Here is a 24,015-nt window from a genome sequence, read left to right on the forward strand (position 1 = left end):
GCTAGGTTGCTAGGATAAAAATATTACCAACAATCAAGGAGGTCTAGGCCTCCTTTGGTATTATTGGTTAACTCTATCACCATGACTTGGCGGCGTTGAAGTAACAATAAACACAAGATCATCTTGGCCATAATTACATAGTTGATGATCAACCCCCGCAGGCACATGTAAGCCCTGCTGCGGATTTAATATGTGCGTTTCAGCTTCCACTATCAAACTAGCCTGCCCATTAAGTACAAAAAAGAACTGCTCTGCAAACTCATGCTTATGCAACTGCTCACAACAGCCCGGCGGCACTCGCTCTTGGATCACACTCAATGCCGCACTTTTCACCAAATGCCAACCATCGCAGTCATCACCCCAGTTATAATGCTCAGCGTTTTCTATTGAAATAGGCCTTGCCATATCTTCGTTATCCCTTAAAAACGACTGCACAACAAGGTAAAACATCGCAGTTTAAAATGATAGTAAATTTAATTCATACAACATAACCACACTTATTCGCGCATAAAAGTGTGCAAAACCTCATTTATTCGCGCGTAAAAGTGTGAAAACACGCATTTATTCGCGCGTAAAAGTGTAAAAACTTGCATTTATTCGCGCAATAAAGTGTAATTAATCATCTAATGAGTAATGTGAGACCTGCCATGCAACGATTAATTTTAGAAAAGTTATTAGATTGGAAATCTAAACCAACACGAAAACCATTATTAATTGATGGCGCTCGCCAAACAGGTAAAACTTATTTATTACAAACTCTATTAGGCAGTACCTTTGCAAACGTGATTCGAATCGATTTCTTAGAGTCCCCGCAAATGAGTGAAGCATTCGCAGATTCGTTATCACCCGATGACGTACTATCGAATATTGAGCTACTTACAGGAAAAACGTTTGACCCTAATACTGATCTACTGATCCTTGATGAAATAGGCGAATGCCCTAAAGCAGTCACATCTCTCAAATACTTTGCTGAACAAGCACCGCATATGCACATCGCTGCCAGTGGTTCTAATATCGGTTTATTAAACTCCTTTCCGGTTGGTAAAGTGGAGCAACATAATCTGCGCCCTCTCACATTTCGTGAATTTCTGATCGCCTCGAAGGACACCGCTCTAATTAAGGCATTTGCAGCACAAACAAACTCAAGTGCAGCACATAGTAAATTATTCTCAAAACTCACTGATTATTACTTTACTGGTGGTATGCCAGAGGCTGTAAGTACATGGTTCGATTTATCTGATCACAGTATCATTGACCGCGTTCAAGCTGTAACTGACATTCATAAAAACTTAGTACAGGGCTATCAACGAGATTTTGGCAAATACTCAGGAAAAGTAGATGCAGGTTTAATCGAAGCTGTATTTAATAATGTTCCAGCACAGTTATCGTCAGTTATGGATGAATCGGTTAATCGCTTTAAATTTAAAGGGATGCACGATAAAAAATCTCGCTATGGTGATTTTGAAAGCGCTATTTCTTGGTTAAATAAATGCCGCTTGATACTGAAAAACCACCCTATTGATGGCACACCTAAAAGCCCATTAGCAGCATATAAAAAAGACAATATCGTTAAGTTATTTCTTTTTGATGTAGGCTTATTAAATCATATGCTAAATATTGGGTATAAAGAAATAAAACAACAAGGCTATGAATACAAAGGCTTTGTGGCGGAAAACTTTGTACAACAAGAACTTGCTGCACAAGGCATTGACCCAACATATTCATGGGGTGATGCAAGAGCGGAGATCGAATTTGTGGCCTCTGATGACGAAGGCAACATACTGCCTATCGAAGTAAAAAGTGGTAAACGCACCAAAGCAAAATCACTACAATCGTACATAAATAAATGCCAGCCCATCAAAACAATTAAACTCACCGGCACGCAAGGTTCATCACCACTGGAGAAGGAATATATTGTCCTGCCGCTCTACTATAGTGAATATGTAGTAAGCAAACACCTGAGGCTGATAAATTGATAAAAAATAGACCTATCAAACTTCATTACGATGTAAATGAAGAGGCTGGCGAATGCTCGCAAAGCTCATATCAAACACCAATACAAAGCCAAAAATTACCTTTAGCTAGCCATTTCAACATTGGCAAAGAGTGTCTTATCTGGAGTTCTGTAAATAACTGTACTTAATAAAGCCATTATTGCTTTCTTAGTCAGCTTTGAGCGATAAGCGGTCAGTCAAAAGTTTGATGTCTTAAGAAAAGATTTGACCCTCGTTGGCTTTTTCAAAACGACTGGGCGTGAGCTTTTGTAGTATTGGCAAAACAAGCAAAGGCTCACGACACAAACAACGGCATTTGCACTACTCAGCGCTCTCACTAATGCATCAACAGGGGTTATATCATCTACAGATTCAATAAAACAATTGTCTTTCTCAAACTCACTAATATCGTCGAAATACTCATCAGGCGAAAAACAATATAACTCAAGCGACTTAACTACCGCGTTATTGTTGTTTGATAGTTTCTTCCCTAAAACGATGAGGGGTTCGGCTTTTTTACCCAATCCGAGCTTAAGCAAAAGCGTATTTATCAAATCCATGTGCTTACTATATACCCAATAAAATAGTGGCATGTTTTATCGTGCATTATTAGTTACAGTAAAACAATAGTTACTTTTATGGGCTACCAGCGTTTGTGGTTTAAACTATTGGTTAATTAATTTAACCCACTCAATTGGATTCGACACAATGAATTGATATTTAGCGTCATCTTTTAATACGATTTCAATTGCATCATGTGTATAAGGCAAAATACCCACAACCTTACCAGTGCACTTACTCACTTTTACAATTTCACGCCGTGAAAACGTATAAGGCCCTAACCCAAATTGTGCATTAAACGGTGCAAAATGAATATCGGTGTTGGTTAGCCAAAATCTGCCGTCCGCTTTAATCGCCCCTTGTTGAATCGTGGCGGTTGTCGATTTGATTGTTATTGCATTCATTATAGTATCCCTTTATGTAGCGCTGCTTTTAAGTCATTACCAAGTGACGACATTTAAGCTGACTGTATTATCTTTCTCTTGGTTTGCCTACCGTTAAGTAGTGCGCCCAACCACGTATTTTTAACTAATAATAAATAACTTATTTGACCTATAAGTAATGTAACCACCACGCTAGCTATAAACTTTACTAAAACTGGCAAATTAGTATTAATCAATGGAATCTGAATATAAATCAGCACTGGCACATGTATTAAATAAATCCAATATGATGCATTTGAGATGCTGCGACTGAGCTTACTTTGGTGATTTAAAAAACGATGCCCAAGTAAAAACGTTATGGCGGTTAACAAAATAACACTCAGTCCTTGTGATAAAACATGCAATACATGTAGCTCTCTTGCTGCGGCAAAATAACCTGTTGTTGCGGCGGCAATCACTTCATCTAAGCTTGGCGCGGCTGGTAATAGAGAAAAATAACCAGTCAGTGATATTGCAACACCCAAAATAAGAGGCCATAAGTACTTATAATATGACCAAATGAGCTGCTGTTTTTTATAAAGCCCCACTCCTAACCAATAAAAACTGCCGTAAAAACCATACGACCATAACTGTGGCGTGAGTTTATCAGGAGCAGGAAATGGAATAGATTGCCCCATTAATGAAAACGTTAACACGATGGGAAGTACAACCCACATAAATAAAGGGTGAACGCTAAGCGCATCGAATTTATTGCCTAATAAGTTAGTTGTTTTCAACAACCAGTGAATTAAGCAAAACTGGAATAAGTTCCACAAAAACCATAAGTGCATAGTGCTAACAACAGGCTCTTTAATAACTTTAAACACAGCAAAAATCGGCGGTATTGAATTAGCTATACCGGCCCCAAAACTCAAGGCATGGTAGTAAACGACAAAGCTTAACGGTAAAAATACAATAAAAGGCAGTAGAATATGTTTACTGCGATGACGTAAAAATCGCGAGTTGCTCGATTTAACTATTAATAACGCACTGCAAAACCCTGCAATAATAAAAAATAATGGCATCCGAAATAAGTGCAGCGTATGCGTAATATAATCAAATAGGCCATGTGTACTTGGGTCTGCCGTAAACCAAATATTACTAAAAAACGGACTGTAGGCTAAAGCGGCATGAAATACAATGCCGAGCAATAGCGCGAGGCTGCGTAAATTATCAATGTAATGTAATCGACTGTCTTTATTCATTAATGTGCCCAACTAATTTTTATTAATAAAGCATAAATGAATGAGGCATAATGGCACTAGTCACAAAGCTCATAGCCCGAGCTATGACAGATGTCACTGTTTTTACAATGCGAGTTCTGCAATAATTGCTAAAAAAATATGGCCGCAGTAATGGAATCAACTATACGACATACAACCGATTGGCATTTCTCAACATTGGCATCGTGGCTTGGGGTGACATCGGCGTGTGCCTATTATGCAAACTCAGAATTAGCACTATATTTGCAAATCATAGTAAGTGGTTCCATTTTAGCCATTTTGCTGTATGTGTTAAAACAACCCAATAAATTTGTTCACGGCGTAGCACTTGGCTATTTCCTGCTTATTTTGGCTATGATACAACTGAGTTCAACGTCCTTAGTTTTTATCCACCTAGTGATGTTCACCGCGGTTTTTAGTCCTCATTTTTCGCTTCCTAAAATACTCGCTTGTGTTGTGGCCGCCATGCTGGTTTATGGTTTAACGCATTATTCGCGCTGGGAAAATGGCATTCCTTGGATCACGTTTACAATTTGGTTCTTCTTTTGCTTGATGAATTGGTTTGTTAGCCGGCGTATTGTCGAAAGTTTAAATACACATTACCAATCCCGCCAAAACTACAAAGAGTTAAAAGCCACCCAACACATGATGGGGGCGATGCATGCAGCGCAAGAGCGACAAAATATATCACGCGAGCTGCATGACTCACTCGGCCATAAGCTTACCGCGCTCAGCATTAATTTAGATTTTGCTAAAAGAGCAGCAAATGAAGCCACCGTTGAAACCCTCTCTCTTTGCCACCAACTTAGCCAAGAAGTATTGGCAGAAGTACGCGAAATCGTTTCCACTCAACGCAATGACAAAACGATACTTAAGCAAGCTCTTGAGGCCATTTGCGAACTAACACCTAATTTACACTGTGATCTCCAACTAAGTAAGGGGACAGAGCAGCTCCCTCAAGACTACGCCCTGTGTGTATTGCGGTTTACCCAAGAGATGATCAGCAACACCCTTAAACATACCCAAGCAAACTATTTTACTTTGCATGTGAATGTCTCCCACGTTGGCCAACACCCGCTGTTAATTGCAAAAGCGTATCACAATCAACCAGAGACCCATTTACCTAAAAAAGGGAACGGATTGGCAGGATTAAATGAGCGAATGACACTATTTGGCGGTGAATTTTCACAACATCTTGAGCAAGAAACACTGATCAATACCATGACATTACCACTAAATTTAGAAGAAAAAAGCCATGATAAAGTGCCTACTAGTTGAAGATCAGACCTTAGTTCGTTTAGGCCTCGCTAATTTACTTAACCTCGATAGCGCCATTAATATAGAAGCCCAAGCTGAAGATGGCTTGCAAGCGCTTGCACTATTAGCTGAGCATAGTTTTGACATTGCTTTACTCGATATGAGAATGCCGAATTTAGATGGGCTCGGCGTGCTGCAAAAAATGCGCGAGAAGGGTGATAAAACCCCCGTGCTGATCATTACCACATTTGAAGATTGTGATGTATTAGTCAAAGCCCTTAATCTAGGTGCTCGTGGGTATGTGCTTAAAAACATTGAACTTGAAGAACTCATTAGCGCTATAAAGCAGGTCGTTGCAGGTGAGCGAGTATTGCAAAGTGCGGTGACTGATTTTTTACTCAAAAAGCAACTAAGCCCTCAGCTCTGCTTAACGGACAAAGAACAAACCGTATTGCAGTGTTTGTCTTTAGGTATGCCAAACAAAGTGATTGCCAAAAAATTAGATAACTCTGAGGGGACTATTCGTAATCATGTGTCACAAATTCTTGCCAAATTAGACGTAAAAGACCGCACTCAGGCCGTTATAAAAGCCATTAATCAAAACCTAATTTAACACGCGAACAACACCAAATTACTATTTTTGATTAGGCTTAAGTGGTGCAATCAACATAAATAAGAGTAAACAAAACCAACTAATAAACAAACAGGCGACTATCCATGCGAGCTTTTCTTGGCGTCCCACTTTTTGTGACCTAGCAATGAGTATGATTGGCATCACCCAAATCTTGATTTCAGACATTAAAGATCTTCAATGTCTGCTCATGGCACAAAGCAGCCTGAATGTAATTTGGCTATTTTAATGAAAAGACAACGCTAAATTCTTTATATTTCAATTTACGATGCTATAAATGTGCTATAAAAAACAGGCGGAAGAAAAAACAAAACACGTAACCCATTGACTTTATTGGTAGCCCCTACAGGAATCGAACCTGTAACTGCCCCTTAGGAGGGGGCCGTTATATCCATTTAACTAAGAGGCCAGTGCTAGGTGCTAGGTGCTAGGTGCTAGGTGCTAGGTGCTAGGTGCTAGGAAATTATAACGGTTTATCCTATTTACAATCAAGCAGTTAAATGGACTTAATACGGCCTTAGTTGATACTTGCGCGTTGGAGATGGATATCGGCGTTGTTGAGCACGTAATATGGCAGGGTTTTATTGCTGCTGGCGATGACGCGTTTACTGTTGATATCGATAATACGGGCGTTTACTTCAACGCCGCTGCTGCGGTAAATCAAGGTGCCTGACAATACATGGCTGGCAATGTGTTTATCTGCTAATTGCTCTATATCACGCGAAAATACAAAATCGCCACGGGCATTAACTGCTATGTAGTTGGTGGTTTTAAAGTCGACAATACCATAGCCAAACTTTTGCAGTTGATGGATAAAGCTCTCTGATAACTGGTTGCCTAATTGGCTGCTGTTATTAAGGCTGGCATCTAAATCTACGAACGAAGTAACTGCAATCGATACATCTAGCTCGGTTTGCATGGTATCAACCAAATCCAGCGCCATTTGCTCCACATAATTAACTAAGGTTTTATGGTGTTTATTTGGTATAAATTGCGCTGAGTTATCTAGTGGCTCTTGGCTATTAGCTTGAGCTTGTAGCAATGGAGTAAGGTCGTACTCGTACTGGCTGGTGGTGCTTTGTACAGGCTCAACAGGCGCTGAGTTGTTCATCATATTACATGCACTGAGCGTACTAAGCAGTAATCCTGTGGTTATTAAAGAGGTGCTACCTTTTAACTTACTCATTATAGCCTCACTTACTCGCTTGTTTTAGCATCACGCCATCTGTACGGTAGCTACTGTCTAGTGCATCAACCACAGATTGTGGAATAAACCCTTGCGCAGAGCCAACAACGGCTTTGCTTGCTAAGCCAATAATACGAGCATTAACAAGTACACCACCTTGGTGATTAACCATAGTACCGGCCAGTACGTAGTTAAAGTTTTGATCTTGGCTAAGCTCTAAATAATCGCGGCTAAATACAAAGTCACCGCTTGGTGTGACGCGCATAAAGTCGGTGGTTTTAAAATCAATTACGGGGACACCAAAACTGTGTAACTCGTGCATAAAGCTTTCGGCTATTTGATTACCCAGTAAAGTACCGTCGTTGTAGTTGTCATCTAAAAAGATAAAGCTCGATACGGCAAGTGGCGTTTTGCTGTTCACATATTGCAGGTTTTCTGCCATATCTTGCATGATACCGCGCACATAGTGATTAATATTTTTACGCGTTGGTACACTAACTTGGCTGCTATCATTCATCACCGCGGTATTATTTTGATACAGCGAATTAGTTTGCCCAGGAGCGGCAACCATTCTTTGATCATCAACCAGTTGTGGCGAGTTATTCATACCTTGTGCGCTGCTCGGTTGTGTCATTTGTGCGCAACCAAATCCCAGTGGCAAACATAAAGTTAATATTAAGCGTTTCATGAGAGCTCCTAATTAGTATTCGCTGCGGTAAATGTAACCGTCGCGCTGTTGTATTTTTTCATCGCCCCACATTACATTAATGGGGATCTCTGTGCTGGCTGCTGATACAACGCGGCTATCTTGCGTATTTACCATGCGGGCATTAACTATATAGGCATGTTGTTGCCGTGTTAATGTGCCGGTGATGACAAAGTCAATATTCTGACGTTGACGTAATTTACTAATATCGCGACTTAACATACCGTCAGCATTACTAGCTAGGTTAAGGTGTTTTTCAAGGCGATATTCAATAGTGTTGTAACCTAGTTGAGTAAACTGAGTTAATAAACTTTCTTGAATTTGTTGGCTCAGCCCTGCCCCTTGCCCTTGTGCCAGCTCAGTATCAAGCGCACCGGCTAAGTAAAAGCTAGTTACGGCAATCCGTGCGGAGCTTTTAAATGGCCCGTTTACGTGGCTAAGTTGGGTGCTTAAATCGCCCACATACTGATGAACCGTATACGGCGCCATCGACGCTTTTGGGGCTTCGGTACTAGGTGCTGGTGGTTTTTCTTGCGTTAAACTACACGCCGTTAAACTCAGCAATAATAAACATAACAAAAGGCGCATAATTGCCATCCTTACTAAACATGGCAATTACAAAGCAAGTATTGTGCCTGTTTATAATTTTATTGGGTTGTCTGTATAGTGAGTCACCATGCAGTTGAGCTGTTGTTGCTTTAATTTATCGCAATCAGCTTGGGCATTTTTTTGATACTGATACGCGCCGAGTTTAAGCCGATAATATGTGGTGCCTTTTACTTGTGCCGTTTCAACATTGGTGATCGCATTACGAGTAAATAGGCTAGGTGCTTTTTGTTGAATTGCTTGCCAGCTGGTTGCCAGTTGCGCTTGTTGGGTAACGGAGACTATTTGAAGTGCAAATAATGCCTGGAGATCGCCAGATGCCATAGGAGCTAATTCTGCTTTATGAGCTGGCGATTGATGTTGCTCTTGCGATGCTGCCGGTGCACTACTTTCAGTTTGATCTTCATTCGCGATTGCAGTTAATTGTGCGATCAATAAGTTTAAATCGCTTTCAATTAATAATAGCCTTTCAATATCTGGTTTTATTGCTTGCCACTGCGCTGAACTTGTTTGTAACTGCTGTAACTCTTGCTTTGTTATTTGCACATACTGCTCTGCTGTAGTCGTTTGTGCATTTTGTGTCTCGGTCTCGGTACTTTTACACCCGACTAGCCCAACAACAGTCAAGGCAAATAACATAGCGGTAATCATGGCAACAGGCTGTTTAATATTCATTGGCATTCCTTTAATGAAGTATTGTTCGTTGTTCAAGCTCACACTTCAAGCCTTGTGTTATGAGTGACTGACAAATGCCAGCGAACTCAGGCTGAGCATGCTCTGCATACCCTAAAGCGAGTATATACTTATTTTGCTGTTGATCGTGAATATAGAATACTTCTTGCTGATTTAAGGTTAAGCGTGGGCTAATCAATCTTAAGTAGGTTTTTAGCATCATTAATGATGAGAAACTGCCTGCATTAACAATAGTACCTGATACTTGCTCAAGAGACTTGAGGGTAAAATCGACACCAAGTAATACATCCCCTTTAGGAGATAAATTAACTTTAACCTGTTGAGTATTTTTTAGTGCTTTACGATCTTTGAACTGTTCATCAACCACAGCCCGATACTGCCCTGGCCGTAGGTCGGTAAACAAATAATAGCCATCATAAGCCGCTTGGGTGTTGGCAACTTCTTTATCGTTTTGATCTAACAAGGTTATTTTTGCATAAGGCTGCACATAAGTGTGATCGCCTTGCTGCTGATACACCACCCCTTCAATTTCGCTGGCGTTATTTAGCGGGTAATCCATGTATTCAATAAATCCTGCTCTTGGCGTGATTGAAAAGCCCTCATTGGCAGGCACAAAAAACGGATCGGGGAAGCTGTCTCTATCGAGCACAATATCTGTGGTGCGATTAGCTGGCATTGAGGTTAACAATGCAATGCCATTTTCATCGGTTATTGCTTGGCGATAATTTTGCAGCCCTTTTACTTTTATACCAGCAACACCTTGCTCGTCAGGATCCATAATGCCGTTGTTATTTTGATCTAAAAATACTTTAACCATTAAACTACCAGTGTTGGTCAGGCTGCGATTTGTCATAAAAGTACGGTTGTTTTCCCCGTCATAACCAAAGCTAAAGCGGCTGTATAAACTAAAAAGCCAATTATCATTAGTGTCGTAATTAATAGTACTGCTTAAATTAAAATCATCATTTTGCCAATTAAGCCCTAGATCTGCTGATTGGATATTCTCATTTAGGGTGTTTTTAAGTGTAAGCTCAGCTTGTAATTGTGAGGTGATACTGCGATTAAATTCAGCTTGATAACTTAAAATATCACTCTCTGGTGATATTAAATAATCAAAACCAAAACGGCTATATAAACGTCCTATTCGCCCTTGAATACGGGTTGCACCATACACTTTGCTTTGCTCATTTACATTTTGCCATTGCAAAAGGTTGTTCACAGAGAAGCCTGAATAACTATAATTAAAACGATTATAGGCTTGTTGCAGGTCTCGGCCTGAGCTTGAATGCTGTAATAAAAAGTTATTTTGATAATTAAGGCGACCATAACGATTTTGCATCAGCTCACCCGACATATCAAATTGATAACTTTGAAAATCTTGTTGTTGGTCAGTACGATCAGTGACGGTAAACAGTAATGATTGATCCGCTATTTGGGTTCTGGCTGTCAGTTCTAATTCATTTTGTTGCTGATTATTTTGCTCGTAATCTAAATTAAGCAACAGTCTTTCAAACAGGTTGATATTGGTGCCAAATGCAAATTGGTAAAACTCATCGTCCTCACGTTTTTGCGCCATAGCCCCTGTGTAAATAGCGATATTATCAGTCAAGCCTCGTTCGTATCGTCCTGCTGCTAGCCAACCACTTTGCGAAGTATAACTTTCACTACCTAATAATTGTTTTCCTTGCTCTGATACTGAAATTTCGTATGCATCTTCACCTTGTGCTAATTGATTACCATCAATAAAGTAATACTCTGTTTTACGTTCAACCTGCCCTTGAGGGCCATAAAATATCAGCTCAAAGTTATTCTCGCCGTACAGTAAATCTATACTATCAAATATATAACGACCATCTGCGAGGCTTAATTGTTGCTCAATTAAAATGCCATTACGATACAGCTCAACATCCCAACCGGGCTGGATAGCGCCGGTGAGGTTAATTCGATTGTTATCTATTTTTCGATCTAACTGATAATTTGAAAACTTAAAACCACGGCCATACTGACCGTTATAACGACTTCCTACTTGTGTTGCAGTGATATCACCAAACGCCAGTTCGCTGGCTGCAAAAGCGCCGAGTAAGTTGTTATTCACATCTTGTTTAGAAAATGTCAGCCGTGAGTCACTTAATAAGTCTTGCTCCCGCCCGGCTAAAAAATATTCAGCAGAAAGATAAGCAAAATCTTGTGCGCCTAATAATGAATAACTTGTCCGACTATTGTCGTTATCGCGGCGGTAATTCAGTTGTAAATCTGCCACTGGCATTGAAATCGCCTGATAAGGGCTTGCTTTCCATGGCTGGGTTGGTTGGTTATCCCCTTTATTCTGCTTATTAAACAATTGCTTTTGCCTTTGCTGTTGCGCAGTAACAGGAAACAGTTGCTCTGTGGTAAGCTCGAGCGTTAAGTTTGCATAATCTGGGTTAATAACAACTGAGAAAACATGCTCTAAAACGGCCGCATCTATATAGATATCATCATCAATTAACAGTTGCTGCTCTGAAAGTGTAATATTTTGATTATTAACAGTTAAAAGTACAGGTTCAGTGGCACTGAGTGAAAATAAATTAGCTTCATTGATAAACCACCCTGAAGCGGTGCCATTTGCAACATCAACATTAATAGCCAGTTGTAATATTTCGACTAAACCCGATAACCCGAGTAACACCCCTTGCTCGCTTTTTATTGCAAATACTTCCCCAAGATAGGCATCGTTTAGAGATAACGAAAAAAGTAAAAACTCACCCGTGGCGATACGTTGTACTATGCTCTGACTGAACTCATTTTGCACCGCAGGATGTTGCTGCGCATCTGTTTGTGAGGGAGCTTGATTTAATTTAGCTTGAATAGCTTTAATAGTGCGCAGAACATCATTAGTCTGCACACTACTGGCAAGGCTCATTGGGCTTAAAAGTAGCAGCCCAATTGCAAACATACGGAGCATTTTAATAACTTAATAGTGCTTAAGATTATTCCTCGATAGCGAGTGTGTATGAAGCAAAATCAATCCCTTTGTATTCTTCAGCGCCTTGATAATCGAGGAAGATACTGCCCTGTGTTGGTAACTGTTTATCTTTAAACAGGCTCAGTGTTGCAATAGCAGTATCAACTTCTGGATAGAGGCTTAAATTGCTAATTTCAGCTATTTTCTCATTCTCACCCGATGCTGTTTTTATATAAGCGCTGAGTTTTCCATAACTGCTAAAGTTATTGTGGCGTTGCAGTTTAACTTGAATTTGCGGTTTAGGGTGATTGCTACTTTCTATAATACTGGCTTGAGTAATGTTTACTTCAGGCTGCTCTGCCTGCTCGCGATAAACAACGGGAATACTAAAGCTCATAATCATATTGATCTGTATTCCCGACTTCTGCTCTTTATTCTCATTAGGCAAAGCTTGAAACAATAAATGAGAACGATATTCGCCTGCCTGCAAACCTTTCGGTTTTCGGATAGCAATTTTAACGGTTTGTTTTTCACCCGGTGCTAAGGTCACTTGTTTTGGTGATAGACGTGTCATTGGCGATAAACTGTTTGCTGTTACTTGCGCTAAATTATTATAGCCGCCAGCTGGTAAAGCTTGTTTTTCACTCCAAACTACTCGATACGTACGCTGTTCATCAGAGTTATTGATCACCGTGACTTTAGCACTGCGCTGACGATCGTCAAAAGTAACGCGGGTAGGTGAAATCAATAAGTTTGCCAAGGCCATTTGGCTAAAAAGTGCTGTTAGCAGCACACACATCACTGTTAATTTATTGAACATGACAGTCCTTAGTAGTCAATCGAAATTTCTAGATTAGTAGTTGAGGAGTAATCGCCATCTGAATAGCTTTTACTGCTAGGTTTTGTTATTAATGTGCCGCCAATAAACACTTTAGCTTCACCCAGATCGTCGGTCCTTACAGACTTAGGAAAACCATTCAGGCGTACTTCAAAATCGGCACTGCTGCTGCCTTGTGCGTTGTGCTGTACTGTTACAGAATTAACTAAATGCATAGTCAGCTGTGTAAGGGCTGGAAAATCTGTCAGCAATAGCTCAGCCGGTTGCCCCTTTTCAAGCACATAGATACGACCTGTTGTATTTATCTCTGCGTCAGCCTTAATAATCACAGAGCTGATGTTGCTATTGCTAGGGATGACCAAGGTACCAAAGTCTAGATTCTGCTGGACAATAGAATTGGCAAGATTAGTAGGGCTGTAAACAAAGACGCTTACAGCCATAATATAAAGGAGAAGTCGCATTAACTGTGGTTTAATAAGCTACTTCGATTTGGAAAGTACCCGCATATACACCATCAGCGTAAGGCTTTGAGGTTACCTTACTAGACGTTTTTAATGTTGCACCTAGATTAAATGACACAGTGCCATCTTGACCCACCTGTAGATTAGGTGTACCTGGTGTATAGTCGGCGTTATTATTATCCCCACTGGTGATCACATACTTCCAATCGCCAATAGTAAAATCAGGGCGATCAGTATCTTGCCCATTCTCAAATTCTAAATTTGTTTTAACTGGATCAATTATTTTCAATACAGCACTTGGCACTGCTTCTGATACTGTAAAAGAAGCAGCCTCACCATCTTCGATAATCGCAAACTTAGCAGCATCTGTACTATTTGAACTTTCAGCAATAGGGCTGGCATCAGGTGTAGCGTTAACCGTCAATTCTGCAATATCAACGCCTAGAGGATCAGCAACTGCACGCACTTTGCCAAAATTTAAATTAGTATCTTTAGTTAGCACAACAGCATTTTGTACCGTTACTTCTGCTCGAAACGTCTCTGTAGCAGATATCGCACTGAAAGGCACAGCTAAAATACTCATAACGAGTATTGGGGAAGATAATTTCATGTTAAATCCTTATAAGAGATGGGACATTACCCTATGTTGCCCCTATCTTAGATATTATCGACACTTAGAACAATTACTTTAAGCTTAATAACTGAAAAATAAGCTAAATAACTTATTTAATTACAAGGGCTGGCCTACAAATGGGGCGCTGAGGCATTTTTGGCCTAAATTTTGTGCTAATGAACAAAAAACATTGGCTTCATTATAGTTTTGAAATGGTCCAACACGTAGTCCATATAAGGTAACGCCTTTATTTTGACGCTCAGTCATTACAAAACTTAATTGGCTAAATGCGTTAGGATATTGGCGATGTAGTCTGGCTATTTTAGTTCTGACCAACTGTGGCTTTAAATACAGGCCAAGTTGTGCACCAGGTAGAGAGTCATTTAAGTAGGACTGGTTAATGTTGTTAGGAACTTGGCTTTGCTCAGCTGATGTTTCACTCAACGGTGGCAAATTAATATCATCGCGACTATGTACAACGGCAACATCATTTTGACGAAGGGCTGCTGGGTTTTCAGCTATGTTTGTGTCCGCTGAAAGTGCCATTATTAACAGTTGTAGGTCAGCTTCCATAGCAGCTAAGCGATTTATGCTGTCTTGTTGGGAGTGCCACTGCTGTACATACTCTTTTACTTGTTGATCTGATATTAATGCTGGTCGTTTTTCAGGATCGTGCGCATTACTACTGCACCCGTTTAATAAAATAGTTATAGTGATCAATGCAGTTGTAAACCAAGCTTGCTTTTTTAAACACATCATCTGTTAGCGCATCATGAAGTAGGAATGCTGTATTGTAAGCAAAGTAAGTGCCAGTTTCAGTATTTTAGGCCATAAAAAAAGTGCCATGCTGGCACTTTTTTTAAAGTGGATTAGCTAAATCAACTTAAACTAAGGTTTTAATGAAGTCACTAAGCTCATCTTTAAATTCATCACGACGCAGTGCAAATTCAATAGTTGCTTTTAAATAGCCCAATTTGCTGCCACAGTCGTGGCTACGCCCTTTAATGGCGTATGCATCAACCGCTTCTTTTTCCATTAGCATGGCAATCGCGTCGGTAAGTTGAATTTCATCACCTGCCCCAGCAGGGGTTTTCGCAAGTAATGGCCAAATATTTTTACTTAAAACGTAGCGCCCTACGACCGCTAAATTTGATGGTGCTGAGTGTACCGGTGGCTTTTCAACCATGTTTTTGATTGGCGCACTTTGTCCTTGCTCAAGCGTTGCATCACCTAAGTCAACAACACCAAACTTATCAACATCTTGCATTGGTACTGGCTCAACCATAATTTGGCTGTGCGCGGTTTCATTAAAATGCGCGATCATTTCAGCGAGGTTATCTTTTTTAAGGTTGCTTTCTACGTCATCAATTATCACATCAGGTAAAATGACCACAAACGGTTCATTGCCGATAATAGGCGCAGCGCAGTTAATCGCATGCCCTAAGCCTTTCGCTTCACCTTGACGAACATGGATGATAGTTACATCTTTTGGACATATAGCTTGTACTTCGGCAAGCAATTGTCGTTTTACCCGTTTTTCGAGCGTTGCTTCAAGTTCAAAACTGGTATCAAAATGGTTTTCAATTGAGTTTTTACTTGAGTGGGTTACTAAAACGATTTCTTTAATACCTGCCGCAACAGCTTCATTAACTACATATTGAATCAATGGCTTGTCTACAACCGGTAACATTTCTTTTGGAATAGCTTTAGTTGCTGGCAACATGCGAGTACCAAGACCTGCAACTGGGATCACTGCTTTCATAATATTTTTCCTTAAATAGTGACTATATTTAATGATTATACCGAAAATGGATATTTAATAGCGTCATGACACTGGTAATCATGTACTACAAAATCATCACGGGTAACCCACGTTTCTATATCTTCAAGAGATTTGATTTCTGGATTTATCGTCAGTGTTGGTGATGCAAATGGTTCACGCTGTAGCTGCACATCACGCATTAATTCAAGTTGATTCTCGTAAATATGGGCATTAACGATTTTGTGATACGCCTTGCCGGCTTTGTGTCCGGTAATTTGTGCAACTAAGGCAAGCAATACAAAACACTGAATTTGGTTAAAGTTCAAGCCAAGCGGTACATCACAGCTGCGCTGATACGAGGTTAAATACAGTGTATCGCCAAGTAGCGAAAAAGTATGCGTATGCATACATGGACGTAAGCAGCCTAAATCAAATTCACCGGGATTGTAAAAGGTGATGATCTCACCGCGATCATCCACGCCATTTTTAAGGTTATCAATCACCTTTTTTAGCTGATCTAAAGGCGTGCCATCTGGGCGCTGCCAATCTCGAGCTTGTACACCGTAAACACGGCCCATATCGTCCTCACCTTTACGGTTTGGATTATTTAGCCAGGCTTGGTTTTCATTGGCGTTAGCATCCCAAGTCATGCAGCCAATGTCGCGAAATTGCGCTGCGCTACTGTAACCACGAAGGTAACCCAACAGCTCTGCGATGGCAGCTTTGTAATAACTTTTTCGGGTGGTGATCATTGGGAACTTATTGTTCGCAACGTCGTATTCAAGCTCCGCATTAATGACTGTTAAACAACGCGTTCCTGTACGTTTATTCTCAACCCAAATACCTTCATCAACAATGCGCTGACATAACTCTAAATATTGTTTCATTATTCGCTTCTTTTTTATGCTTTACTTGCAACAGCAGGCTGTGGCTTTTTGTATGCCCATATTATCAAACCAAGACCAGCAATGACCATTGGCAATGACAATATTTGTCCCATCGAAATAAAACCGCCAAATAAGCCTAAATGCGCATCAGGTTCACGTACGTATTCAACACAGAATCTAAATACGCCATAGCCGAGTAAAAATAATCCACCGACACTACCAGCGGGACGCGGCTTTTTAGTAAATACATATAAAATAATAAACAGTACTAGGCCTTCTAAAAACGCTTCATACAATTGTGATGGGTGACGTGCAAGCGGCCCGCCAGTAGGAAACACCATACCCCAAGGTACATCGGTAGTTCTACCCCATAACTCGCCATTAATAAAGTTACCAATACGCCCTGCTAACAGACCAACTGGTACTAACGGTGCAACAAAATCCCCTACTGCAAGTAACTGTTTTTTACGTGTCCAAGCAAATATACAAATCGCGGTGATCACACCCAATGTACCACCATGGAATGACATGCCACCTTGGTCAATCCTAAATAGATAGAGTGGATTTTCTATAAAGTAACTAAACTGATAAAACAGCACATAACCAATACGCCCACCCAGAATGACCCCAAGCATGCCGTAAAAAAGTAAATCACTGACTTGTTCTTTTGTCCAACCAGAGTTTGGTTTAGCTGCCTGTCTATTTGCCCACCACATCGCAAAGGCAAAACCAATTAAATACATTAAACCGTACCAACGTACGCTTAGAGGACCGACCGTAAATATGATCGGATCGATCTCTGGAAATTCAAGAGCCATATAAATTAAACCTTAACTAAAAACCATTTGAAGTGCGATAATTACGAGTAACACCGCGAACACTTTTTTTATCGTTGAAACGGGTAAATAATGCGTTGCTTTAGCCCCAATTGGCGCCATAAACCACGAAGTTATTACTATACCTAATAATGCCGGTAAATACACAAAACCTGCAAAGCCATGTTGTAAATCGGTAACTTGCCAGCCTGCGCTGATATATCCCACAGAGCCAAATAGCGCTATTACAATGCCACATGCCGCTGCACAACCAATCGCTTTTTTAATATCCACTGAAAAATAATGCAGCAACGGTACAATCAGTGCGCCACCACCGATGCCAATTAGACCGGAGAGACCGCCCATTATCGCGCTAACGGCGCCAATAATAGGACCACTCGGCATAGGTTTAGTTGCAACCGGTTTATCACGAGCTGACAGCACCATGCGGGCTGCAATAAACACTACACTTACAGCAAATACGATACGTAATAATTGTTCCGGAATTAAACTTGCTGCAAAGCCGCTGATCAAGGCGCCAAGTCCCACACCAGACATAACCCAAGGCGCAATTTCCCATGGTACATTATTGTTTTTATGATGAGCTAATGCAGATGACGTAGAAGTAAATAAAATAGAGGCTAGTGAGGTGGCGATAGCGATAATTAATACATGATCAACCGCCACAACATCAAAATTCACTAATAACGCACTGAGCACGGGCACAATAATCAAGCCACCACCTATGCCTAACAACCCTGCTAAAAATCCAACCACACAACCTAATAACGCGCAGCTGAGGATCAGTATGACTAAATCATGCATAGCAAACTCTTATATTTTAAATGTTATATGCATATACTAATCGATTATATCGGATCTTTACAGCACTCGTTTTGTAATACCAATCGTGTTAAGTTATTAGCCATTTATAGCGACAGATAAATAGAGTGATAACAAGGCATAAATTTCGACATGTAGTTGTTCTACCTGAGAAATTTATAACACAGTTAGCGCTTTATTTAGCACGCTAGAATGGTTAAATATTTAAGTCGATTGGTATAACTAAGAAGCCTGATTTGGGGTATAAAATAATTCACCTAACTGATGTTCAATCATAAAGTTACGGGTGAGCCTAAGCACTTGTTTTGCAGTAGATTGTGCTAAACACTCTGCAAGCAGTGCTTCCATATCACTGACTTTTAAACGCCTTAGCACCCATTTTACTTTACTTAATGATGAGTGGTTCATACTTAAACGTCTATAACCCATGGCAATCAGCAGTATCGCACCTTCTGGATCACCACCTAATTCACCACACAAACTAAATGACATTTCATATTGTTGACATTCAGTGGCTACTTTTTGTAACACTCTTAATACTGCTGGATGATAGGGATTAAATAAATCAGCAACACGGGCGTTAGAGCGATCAACAGCAAGTAAATATTGCGTTAAATCGTTACTCCCTACAGAGCAAAAATCTACTTTTTTAGCCCATTCTGGCAGCATAAATACACTGGATGGCACTTCTAACATCACACCAATCTCAGGGCGTTCAATCGCTTGCTCTGGGTATTGCTCTGCCAGCTCAAAATATGCTTGCTCTAATAGCGCTAAGGATTCATCAACTTCTTCTGTGCCGCTGATCATCGGTAGCATTATTTTTAAGTTACCTAATCCAATATTAGCTTTGACCATAGCTTTGAGTTGATCTAAAAATAACTCGGGGTGATCTAAAGTAACACGAATACCACGCCAGCCTAAAAAAGGGTTTTCTTCTGTAATATCAAAGTAATCAAGTACTTTGTCGCCACCAATGTCGAGGGTCCGCATTACTACAGGCTCAGGGTGGTAACTGGCTAATACTTCGCGATACCAATTTTCTTGCTCTATCTGCGATGGAAACTGGCCCTTTTGCATAAACCACGCCTCAGTACGATACAAGCCAACGCCATCGCACACCTTGGTATTTACTTTTTCTGTATTGAGATCTAAACCCGCATTGAGCAACAGACTGATATGCTCGCCATCTATGGTTACTGCATCACACTCTTGCTCAGCTATAAACTTATCATTGAGTAGACTTTCTTGATGTTGTAGTTGCAAATATTCAGTTTGTAGCATTTGCGAAGGCGAAATATACAGCCGCCCAGCATAGGCATCTAATATCATTTCTTTACCATCAAACTGCAACAGTGGTAAATCTTCGATGCCCCAAATTGCCGGGATCCCCATGGCGCGGGTTAAAATAGATGCATGGCTATTGGCTGCGCCATTGACACTCACCACCCCGACCAAGTGCCCTTTTGGTACTTCTGCAAGCATGGCTGGCGTTAAGGTGTTCGCGATAAGGACGGTATCTTTGGGATAACTTTTTACAGCATGCTCAGTATTAACCAGATGATGCAACACGCGCAGGCCAATGTCTTTTACATCAACAGCACGTTCTTTGATATAAGGGTCTTGCATGGCATTGAATTGCGATATAAGTCGCTCTATTACTATTTTCAACGCGCTTTTTGCACACCAACCCTCTTGCAGTTGCGCTTCGACATTTTGTCCTAAACTTTTCGCATCGAGTAACTGCTGATAAACATCAAATACTGCCAACGCCTCTTTAGGAATGGAGTCACTGAGCGTCATCGACAAAGTATTAAATTCTTTGCGTGTCGCTGCAACAGCTTGAGTAAATAAGCGACGTTGCTCAGCGTTGTTTTGATCTTTTTTTAATTCGATAGACTTAAAATCAAGCTTTGGCAGAATAACAAATGCCTGCCCTATCGCAATCCCTGGCGCACTTGAAACCCCTTTAAGCACCGAGGTTTGATGGGAAAATTCATCTTGACGAAGTACTTCTTTGATTTCAGCATGCGCTAATTGTGAGGCAAGTTGAGCAGATAAGGTAATTAAAAATGACTCTTCGTCTTGGCTAAATACCCGGGCTATTTTTTGTTGTACAACAATAACGCCCAATACCTTTTTTTGGTGTACCACAGGCACAGACAAAAATGCATTATAGCCTTCTTCATTCACTTCAGGAGAGAGTTTAAAACGCGGATGAGATTTAGCAAAGGCGATATTTATTGGCTCTTCTCGTTGTGCAACTAAGCCAACTAAGCCTTCGGTAAAACCGATTCTAAATTTACCCACCGCAGCAGGGTTTAGCCCTCTGGTGGCCATTAATACAAAGTTATCTTGGCTGTAATCAGCAAAGTAAATGGAGCAGCACTCAGTTTTCATGGCATCTTTCACCATTTCAACAAAACATGCTAGCGCACTATCCAAACTCGCTTGATGCGAAACGGACTCGGCAATAGCTCTGAGTGTAGCCAGCATAATACTGCTCCTTTATATTATTTACCTTTGTGTCGCCAATTATCTTTAGGTTGTTCTCGTTTATTAAAAGGCATCGCAAAAGGCGCAAATTCTTTCATAACACGTCGATAAACATCTCGCTTAAACGATACAACTTGCCTTACCGGATACCAATAACTTACCCAGCGCCAATCATCAAACTCAGGATGATGTGTTTTTAGTAAGTTAACGTCTTCATCTTTACAACGCAGTTTCAGTAAAAACCATTTTTGTTTTTGCCCAATACACACCGGACTTGAGTCTCGGCGGATCAAACGCTTGGGCAATTTATAACGTAACCAATGTTTTGAACTTGCAACAATTTCTACATCTTCAGGACGTAAGCCGACTTCTTCGTGTAATTCACGAAACATGGTCTGCTCTGCGGTTTCGCCACTATCAACTCCCCCTTGAGGAAACTGCCAAGAGTGCTGACCATAACGTCTGGCCCAAAAAACCTGCCCCTGATTATTGCAAATTACAATTCCGACATTGGCACGAAAACCTTCGGCATCAATCACCTTAGTGCCTCATTTGTAAGTCGATTTTTAATGATTGTTCCACATTACCCGCGATACGGCAATCAATAATGCCAGTTTTACGCATCTTACTCACAGCTTGTGCATAACTTTAGTTTATACAGCTCATTTTGCAAACAAATCCACAATAGCAGATCTAATAACTCGCCTTTTCCACAGTTTCTGTGGATAACGTTGTTCATAGTTATGTATTTATCCCAACAAGTTACCAACCAAGCTGGCTGACTTTGTGAGTACAATAGTTAAAAACCATTAAATTCAATGCATTAAGCCTAAAGTCAGCAAGTTTCAGTTTGCCTAAAAACACAGCAACCCACTACTGAACAAAAAACACTCAAACACAAAGATATCCACGGTTAAACTCTTTTGCTATCATCAGTGGCGAATTTATACAACCAAATAATTCCCTATGAAACCGATAAAACCACATTCAATCAATGAATTAATGCAACGTGTTAGCAACATTGCAGGACTGACATTAGGCCAATTAGCAAGTCAATATCAGTTTAAAACACCGGCGCATTTATTAAAGGAAAAAGGTTGGACCGGGCAATTAATTGAATATGCTTTGGGGGCTACAGCAGGCTCAAAACCCACCCCTGATTTTGAAGAGCTGGGTATAGAGCTAAAAACTTTACCCATTTCATACAAAGGTAAACCACTAGAGACTACTTTCGTGTCGGTTACACCATTATTAAATGTAACGGGTATGACATGGCAGCACAGCAATGTGCGCAAAAAGCTCAATCATGTATTGTGGCTACCCATACTTGGCGAGCGGGACATTGTGCCATTTGATCGCACCATCGGCAGTGGCTTTTTATGGCAACCCACCGCAGAGCAAGATGCGCAATTACAACGAGATTGGGAAGAGCAAATGGAACTGATTGCACTCGGGCGAGTTGATGAGATCTCTGGGCACCTAGGGGATGCAATGCAAATTCGCCCAAAAGCTGCCAACAGCCGAATCGTCACCGACGCCATTGGCCCTAATGGTCAAACTATTAAAACCCTACCCCGCGGCTTTTACTTAAAAACCAGCTTTACCGCGGAGATTTTAAAGCAGCAATTTCAGCTATAGCCAAAAAATGCGCATGGTTTGCTCCCGCCTGCAAAAACCCATAGAGACAAAAAATCCCCGCAGTTGCGAGGATTTTTAAAAGCTTAAATCAAATTCTTATGAAAGAATTACTGACCTTTTACTTCTTTAAGACCATTGTACGGTGCTTTAGCGCCTAATTGCTCTTCTATACGAAGCAATTGGTTGTACTTAGCAACACGATCAGAACGGCTCAATGAACCTGTTTTGATTTGACCTGCCGCAGTACCTACTGCTAAATCAGCAATTGTTGAATCTTCAGTTTCGCCTGAGCGATGCGATATAACAACTGTGAAGCCTGCATCTTTCGCCATTTTGATTGCTGCTAACGTTTCAGTTAGTGAACCAATTTGGTTAAATTTGATTAAGATTGAGTTAGCAATACCGTTGTCGATACCACGCTTTAAGATTTTTGTGTTAGTTACGAATAAATCGTCACCCACTAATTGGATCTTGTCGCCAAGTAATTTTGTTTGGTGTGCAAAACCATCCCAATCAGACTCATCAAGACCATCTTCAATCGATACGATTGGGTATTGCTCTGTTAGATCTTTAAGGAAGTAGTTAAACTCTTCAGACGTGAATTTTTTACCTTCACCTTTAAGGTCATAGATATTTGCTTCTTTGTCATAAAACTCAGAGGCTGCACAGTCCATAGCAAGAGTAATGTCTTTACCAAGCTCGTAGCCTGCATTTGCAACAGCAACTTTAATCGCAGCAAGCGCGGCTTCGTTTGAAGCAAGGTTTGGTGCAAAGCCACCTTCATCACCAACGGCTGTTGAATGACCGTCTGCTTTAAGTACTTTTGCAAGGCTGTGGAATACTTCTGCGCCCATACGAAGGCCTTCGCGGAAGTTAGCAGCGCCAACTGGCTGGATCATAAACTCTTGGATATCGACAGAGTTATCAGCATGCTCACCACCATTGATGATATTCATCATTGGTAATGGCATAGAGTAAACACCTGGCGTACCGTTTAGGTCGGCAATGTGCTCATAAAGCTCTACTTTTTTAGACTGTGCAGCGGCTTTAGCTGTTGCAAGTGATACAGCTAAGATTGCGTTGGCACCTAGTTTTTCTTTATTTTCAGTACCATCTAAATCAAGCATGATTTGATCAACCGTGCTTTGCGCTAATGCACTTTGACCTTCTAATGCACTGTTAATTTCATTATTAATGAAACCAACTGCCTTTAATACACCTTTACCTAAATAACGTGCTTTATCACCATCGCGTAATTCTAGTGCTTCGCGAGTTCCTGTTGATGCACCAGAAGGTGCTGCAGCGCGACCCCAAGAACCGTCAGCTAAATGTACATCAGCTTCTACAGTTGGGTTACCACGCGAGTCCATAATTTCGCGACCGATCACTTTTACGATATTTGACATCTTGATTCCTCTTTTCCCAAAATGGTGAGTCTA

General features: G+C 40.7%; 25 protein-coding genes and 1 tRNA gene. 4 read left to right on the forward strand and 22 right to left on the reverse strand.

Annotation, left to right across the window (positions count from 1 at the left end):
* Positions 1 to 60: 60 nt before the first annotated feature.
* Positions 61 to 405, reverse strand: coding sequence for a cupin domain-containing protein (locus V7783_RS01705; protein WP_335677257.1), 345 nt, complete (start codon positions 403 to 405; stop codon positions 61 to 63).
* Positions 406 to 647: 242 nt separating this feature from the next.
* Here V7783_RS01705 and V7783_RS01710 point away from each other — a divergent pair, with 242 nt between their 5' ends.
* On the forward strand, positions 648 to 1,976 hold the full coding sequence (locus tag V7783_RS01710) for an ATP-binding protein (RefSeq protein WP_335677258.1): 1,329 nt from the start codon (positions 648 to 650) through the stop codon (positions 1,974 to 1,976).
* 215 nt (positions 1,977 to 2,191) lie between these two features.
* Here the strand turns inward: V7783_RS01710 and V7783_RS01715 are convergent, their stop codons facing one another.
* The 3 genes from V7783_RS01715 to V7783_RS01725 form a co-directional block, all read right to left on the reverse strand.
* Complete coding sequence (locus tag V7783_RS01715) at positions 2,192 to 2,554, reverse strand: hypothetical protein (RefSeq protein WP_182762032.1); 363 nt, start codon at positions 2,552 to 2,554, stop codon at positions 2,192 to 2,194.
* Positions 2,555 to 2,659: 105 nt separating this feature from the next.
* Entirely contained in the window at positions 2,660 to 2,959 is a 300-nt protein-coding gene (locus V7783_RS01720) for a hypothetical protein (protein WP_145236026.1), read from the reverse strand.
* A gap of 53 nt (positions 2,960 to 3,012) precedes the next feature.
* Positions 3,013 to 4,182, reverse strand: a complete 1,170-nt coding sequence (locus V7783_RS01725) for an acyltransferase family protein (protein ID WP_182762030.1) — start codon at positions 4,180 to 4,182, stop codon at positions 3,013 to 3,015.
* A gap of 150 nt (positions 4,183 to 4,332) precedes the next feature.
* Here V7783_RS01725 and V7783_RS01730 point away from each other — a divergent pair, with 150 nt between their 5' ends.
* Together V7783_RS01730 and V7783_RS01735 are read left to right on the forward strand one after the other, a co-directional pair.
* Positions 4,333 to 5,478, forward strand: a complete 1,146-nt coding sequence (locus V7783_RS01730; RefSeq protein WP_182798128.1) for a sensor histidine kinase — start codon at positions 4,333 to 4,335, stop codon at positions 5,476 to 5,478.
* Positions 5,456 to 6,070 (forward strand): response regulator, encoded by a 615-nt coding sequence (locus V7783_RS01735; protein ID WP_145236016.1) that lies wholly within the window; start codon positions 5,456 to 5,458, stop codon positions 6,068 to 6,070. Before V7783_RS01730 ends, V7783_RS01735 begins: the two co-directional genes overlap by 23 nt.
* A 21-nt stretch (positions 6,071 to 6,091) precedes the next feature.
* On the opposite strand, the gene V7783_RS01740 is transcribed toward V7783_RS01735, so the two are convergent.
* The 17 genes from V7783_RS01740 to rppH form a co-directional block, all read right to left on the reverse strand.
* Positions 6,092 to 6,256: a hypothetical protein gene (locus V7783_RS01740; protein WP_182762060.1), complete on the reverse strand. Its 165-nt coding sequence runs from the start codon at positions 6,254 to 6,256 to the stop codon at positions 6,092 to 6,094.
* 166 nt (positions 6,257 to 6,422) lie between these two features.
* Positions 6,423 to 6,497: transfer RNA gene (locus tag V7783_RS01745), tRNA-Arg, on the reverse strand.
* 108 nt (positions 6,498 to 6,605) lie between these two features.
* A complete protein-coding gene (locus tag V7783_RS01750; protein WP_335677259.1) occupies positions 6,606 to 7,274 on the reverse strand; it encodes a FlgO family outer membrane protein in 669 nt (222 codons plus the stop codon).
* Between the two features lie 7 nt (positions 7,275 to 7,281).
* Positions 7,282 to 7,962: a FlgO family outer membrane protein gene (locus tag V7783_RS01755; protein ID WP_335677260.1), complete on the reverse strand. Its 681-nt coding sequence runs from the start codon at positions 7,960 to 7,962 to the stop codon at positions 7,282 to 7,284.
* A 12-nt stretch (positions 7,963 to 7,974) separates the two neighbouring features.
* A complete protein-coding gene (locus V7783_RS01760) occupies positions 7,975 to 8,568 on the reverse strand; it encodes a FlgO family outer membrane protein (protein WP_335677261.1) in 594 nt (197 codons plus the stop codon).
* Positions 8,569 to 8,619: 51 nt separating this feature from the next.
* Entirely contained in the window at positions 8,620 to 9,261 is a 642-nt protein-coding gene (locus V7783_RS01765; RefSeq protein ID WP_335677262.1) for an SPOR domain-containing protein, read from the reverse strand.
* 10 nt (positions 9,262 to 9,271) lie between these two features.
* Positions 9,272 to 12,223: a hypothetical protein gene (locus V7783_RS01770; RefSeq protein ID WP_335677263.1), complete on the reverse strand. Its 2,952-nt coding sequence runs from the start codon at positions 12,221 to 12,223 to the stop codon at positions 9,272 to 9,274.
* A gap of 25 nt (positions 12,224 to 12,248) precedes the next feature.
* Positions 12,249 to 13,043 carry a fimbrial biogenesis chaperone gene (locus V7783_RS01775; protein ID WP_335677264.1) on the reverse strand — a complete coding sequence of 265 codons (795 nt, stop codon included), beginning with the start codon at positions 13,041 to 13,043 and terminating at the stop codon, positions 12,249 to 12,251.
* 8 nt (positions 13,044 to 13,051) lie between these two features.
* Complete coding sequence (locus V7783_RS01780) at positions 13,052 to 13,522, reverse strand: DUF4402 domain-containing protein (protein WP_335677265.1); 471 nt, start codon at positions 13,520 to 13,522, stop codon at positions 13,052 to 13,054.
* A 10-nt stretch (positions 13,523 to 13,532) separates the two neighbouring features.
* The gene (locus tag V7783_RS01785; RefSeq protein ID WP_335677266.1) at positions 13,533 to 14,132 is read right to left on the reverse strand and encodes a DUF4402 domain-containing protein; all 600 of its coding nucleotides are present in this window, start codon (positions 14,130 to 14,132) and stop codon (positions 13,533 to 13,535) included.
* 120 nt (positions 14,133 to 14,252) lie between these two features.
* Positions 14,253 to 14,894: an SPOR domain-containing protein gene (locus tag V7783_RS01790; protein ID WP_335677267.1), complete on the reverse strand. Its 642-nt coding sequence runs from the start codon at positions 14,892 to 14,894 to the stop codon at positions 14,253 to 14,255.
* A 124-nt stretch (positions 14,895 to 15,018) separates the two neighbouring features.
* Entirely contained in the window at positions 15,019 to 15,897 is an 879-nt protein-coding gene (galU, locus tag V7783_RS01795) for a UTP--glucose-1-phosphate uridylyltransferase GalU (protein ID WP_064666471.1), read from the reverse strand.
* Between the two features lie 35 nt (positions 15,898 to 15,932).
* A complete protein-coding gene (locus tag V7783_RS01800; RefSeq protein ID WP_064666470.1) occupies positions 15,933 to 16,784 on the reverse strand; it encodes a thymidylate synthase in 852 nt (283 codons plus the stop codon).
* A 14-nt stretch (positions 16,785 to 16,798) separates the two neighbouring features.
* Positions 16,799 to 17,602 (reverse strand): prolipoprotein diacylglyceryl transferase, encoded by an 804-nt coding sequence (gene lgt / locus V7783_RS01805; RefSeq protein WP_064666469.1) that lies wholly within the window; start codon positions 17,600 to 17,602, stop codon positions 16,799 to 16,801.
* Positions 17,603 to 17,614: 12 nt separating this feature from the next.
* Positions 17,615 to 18,424, reverse strand: coding sequence for a sulfite exporter TauE/SafE family protein (locus tag V7783_RS01810; RefSeq protein ID WP_335677269.1), 810 nt, complete (start codon positions 18,422 to 18,424; stop codon positions 17,615 to 17,617).
* A 240-nt stretch (positions 18,425 to 18,664) separates the two neighbouring features.
* A complete protein-coding gene (ptsP, locus tag V7783_RS01815) occupies positions 18,665 to 20,938 on the reverse strand; it encodes a phosphoenolpyruvate--protein phosphotransferase (RefSeq protein WP_335677270.1) in 2,274 nt (757 codons plus the stop codon).
* 17 nt (positions 20,939 to 20,955) lie between these two features.
* On the reverse strand, positions 20,956 to 21,477 hold the full coding sequence (rppH, locus tag V7783_RS01820; RefSeq protein ID WP_064666466.1) for an RNA pyrophosphohydrolase: 522 nt from the start codon (positions 21,475 to 21,477) through the stop codon (positions 20,956 to 20,958).
* A gap of 427 nt (positions 21,478 to 21,904) precedes the next feature.
* Here rppH and mutH point away from each other — a divergent pair, with 427 nt between their 5' ends.
* Complete coding sequence (gene mutH, locus V7783_RS01825) at positions 21,905 to 22,576, forward strand: DNA mismatch repair endonuclease MutH (protein ID WP_335677271.1); 672 nt, start codon at positions 21,905 to 21,907, stop codon at positions 22,574 to 22,576.
* Positions 22,577 to 22,683: 107 nt separating this feature from the next.
* Here the strand turns inward: mutH and eno are convergent, their stop codons facing one another.
* Positions 22,684 to 23,982: a phosphopyruvate hydratase gene (gene eno, locus V7783_RS01830; protein WP_335677272.1), complete on the reverse strand. Its 1,299-nt coding sequence runs from the start codon at positions 23,980 to 23,982 to the stop codon at positions 22,684 to 22,686.
* Positions 23,983 to 24,015: the final 33 nt, after the last annotated feature.

Source organism: Pseudoalteromonas sp., assembly GCF_036960685.1.
Taxonomy (GTDB): domain Bacteria; phylum Pseudomonadota; class Gammaproteobacteria; order Enterobacterales; family Alteromonadaceae; genus Pseudoalteromonas.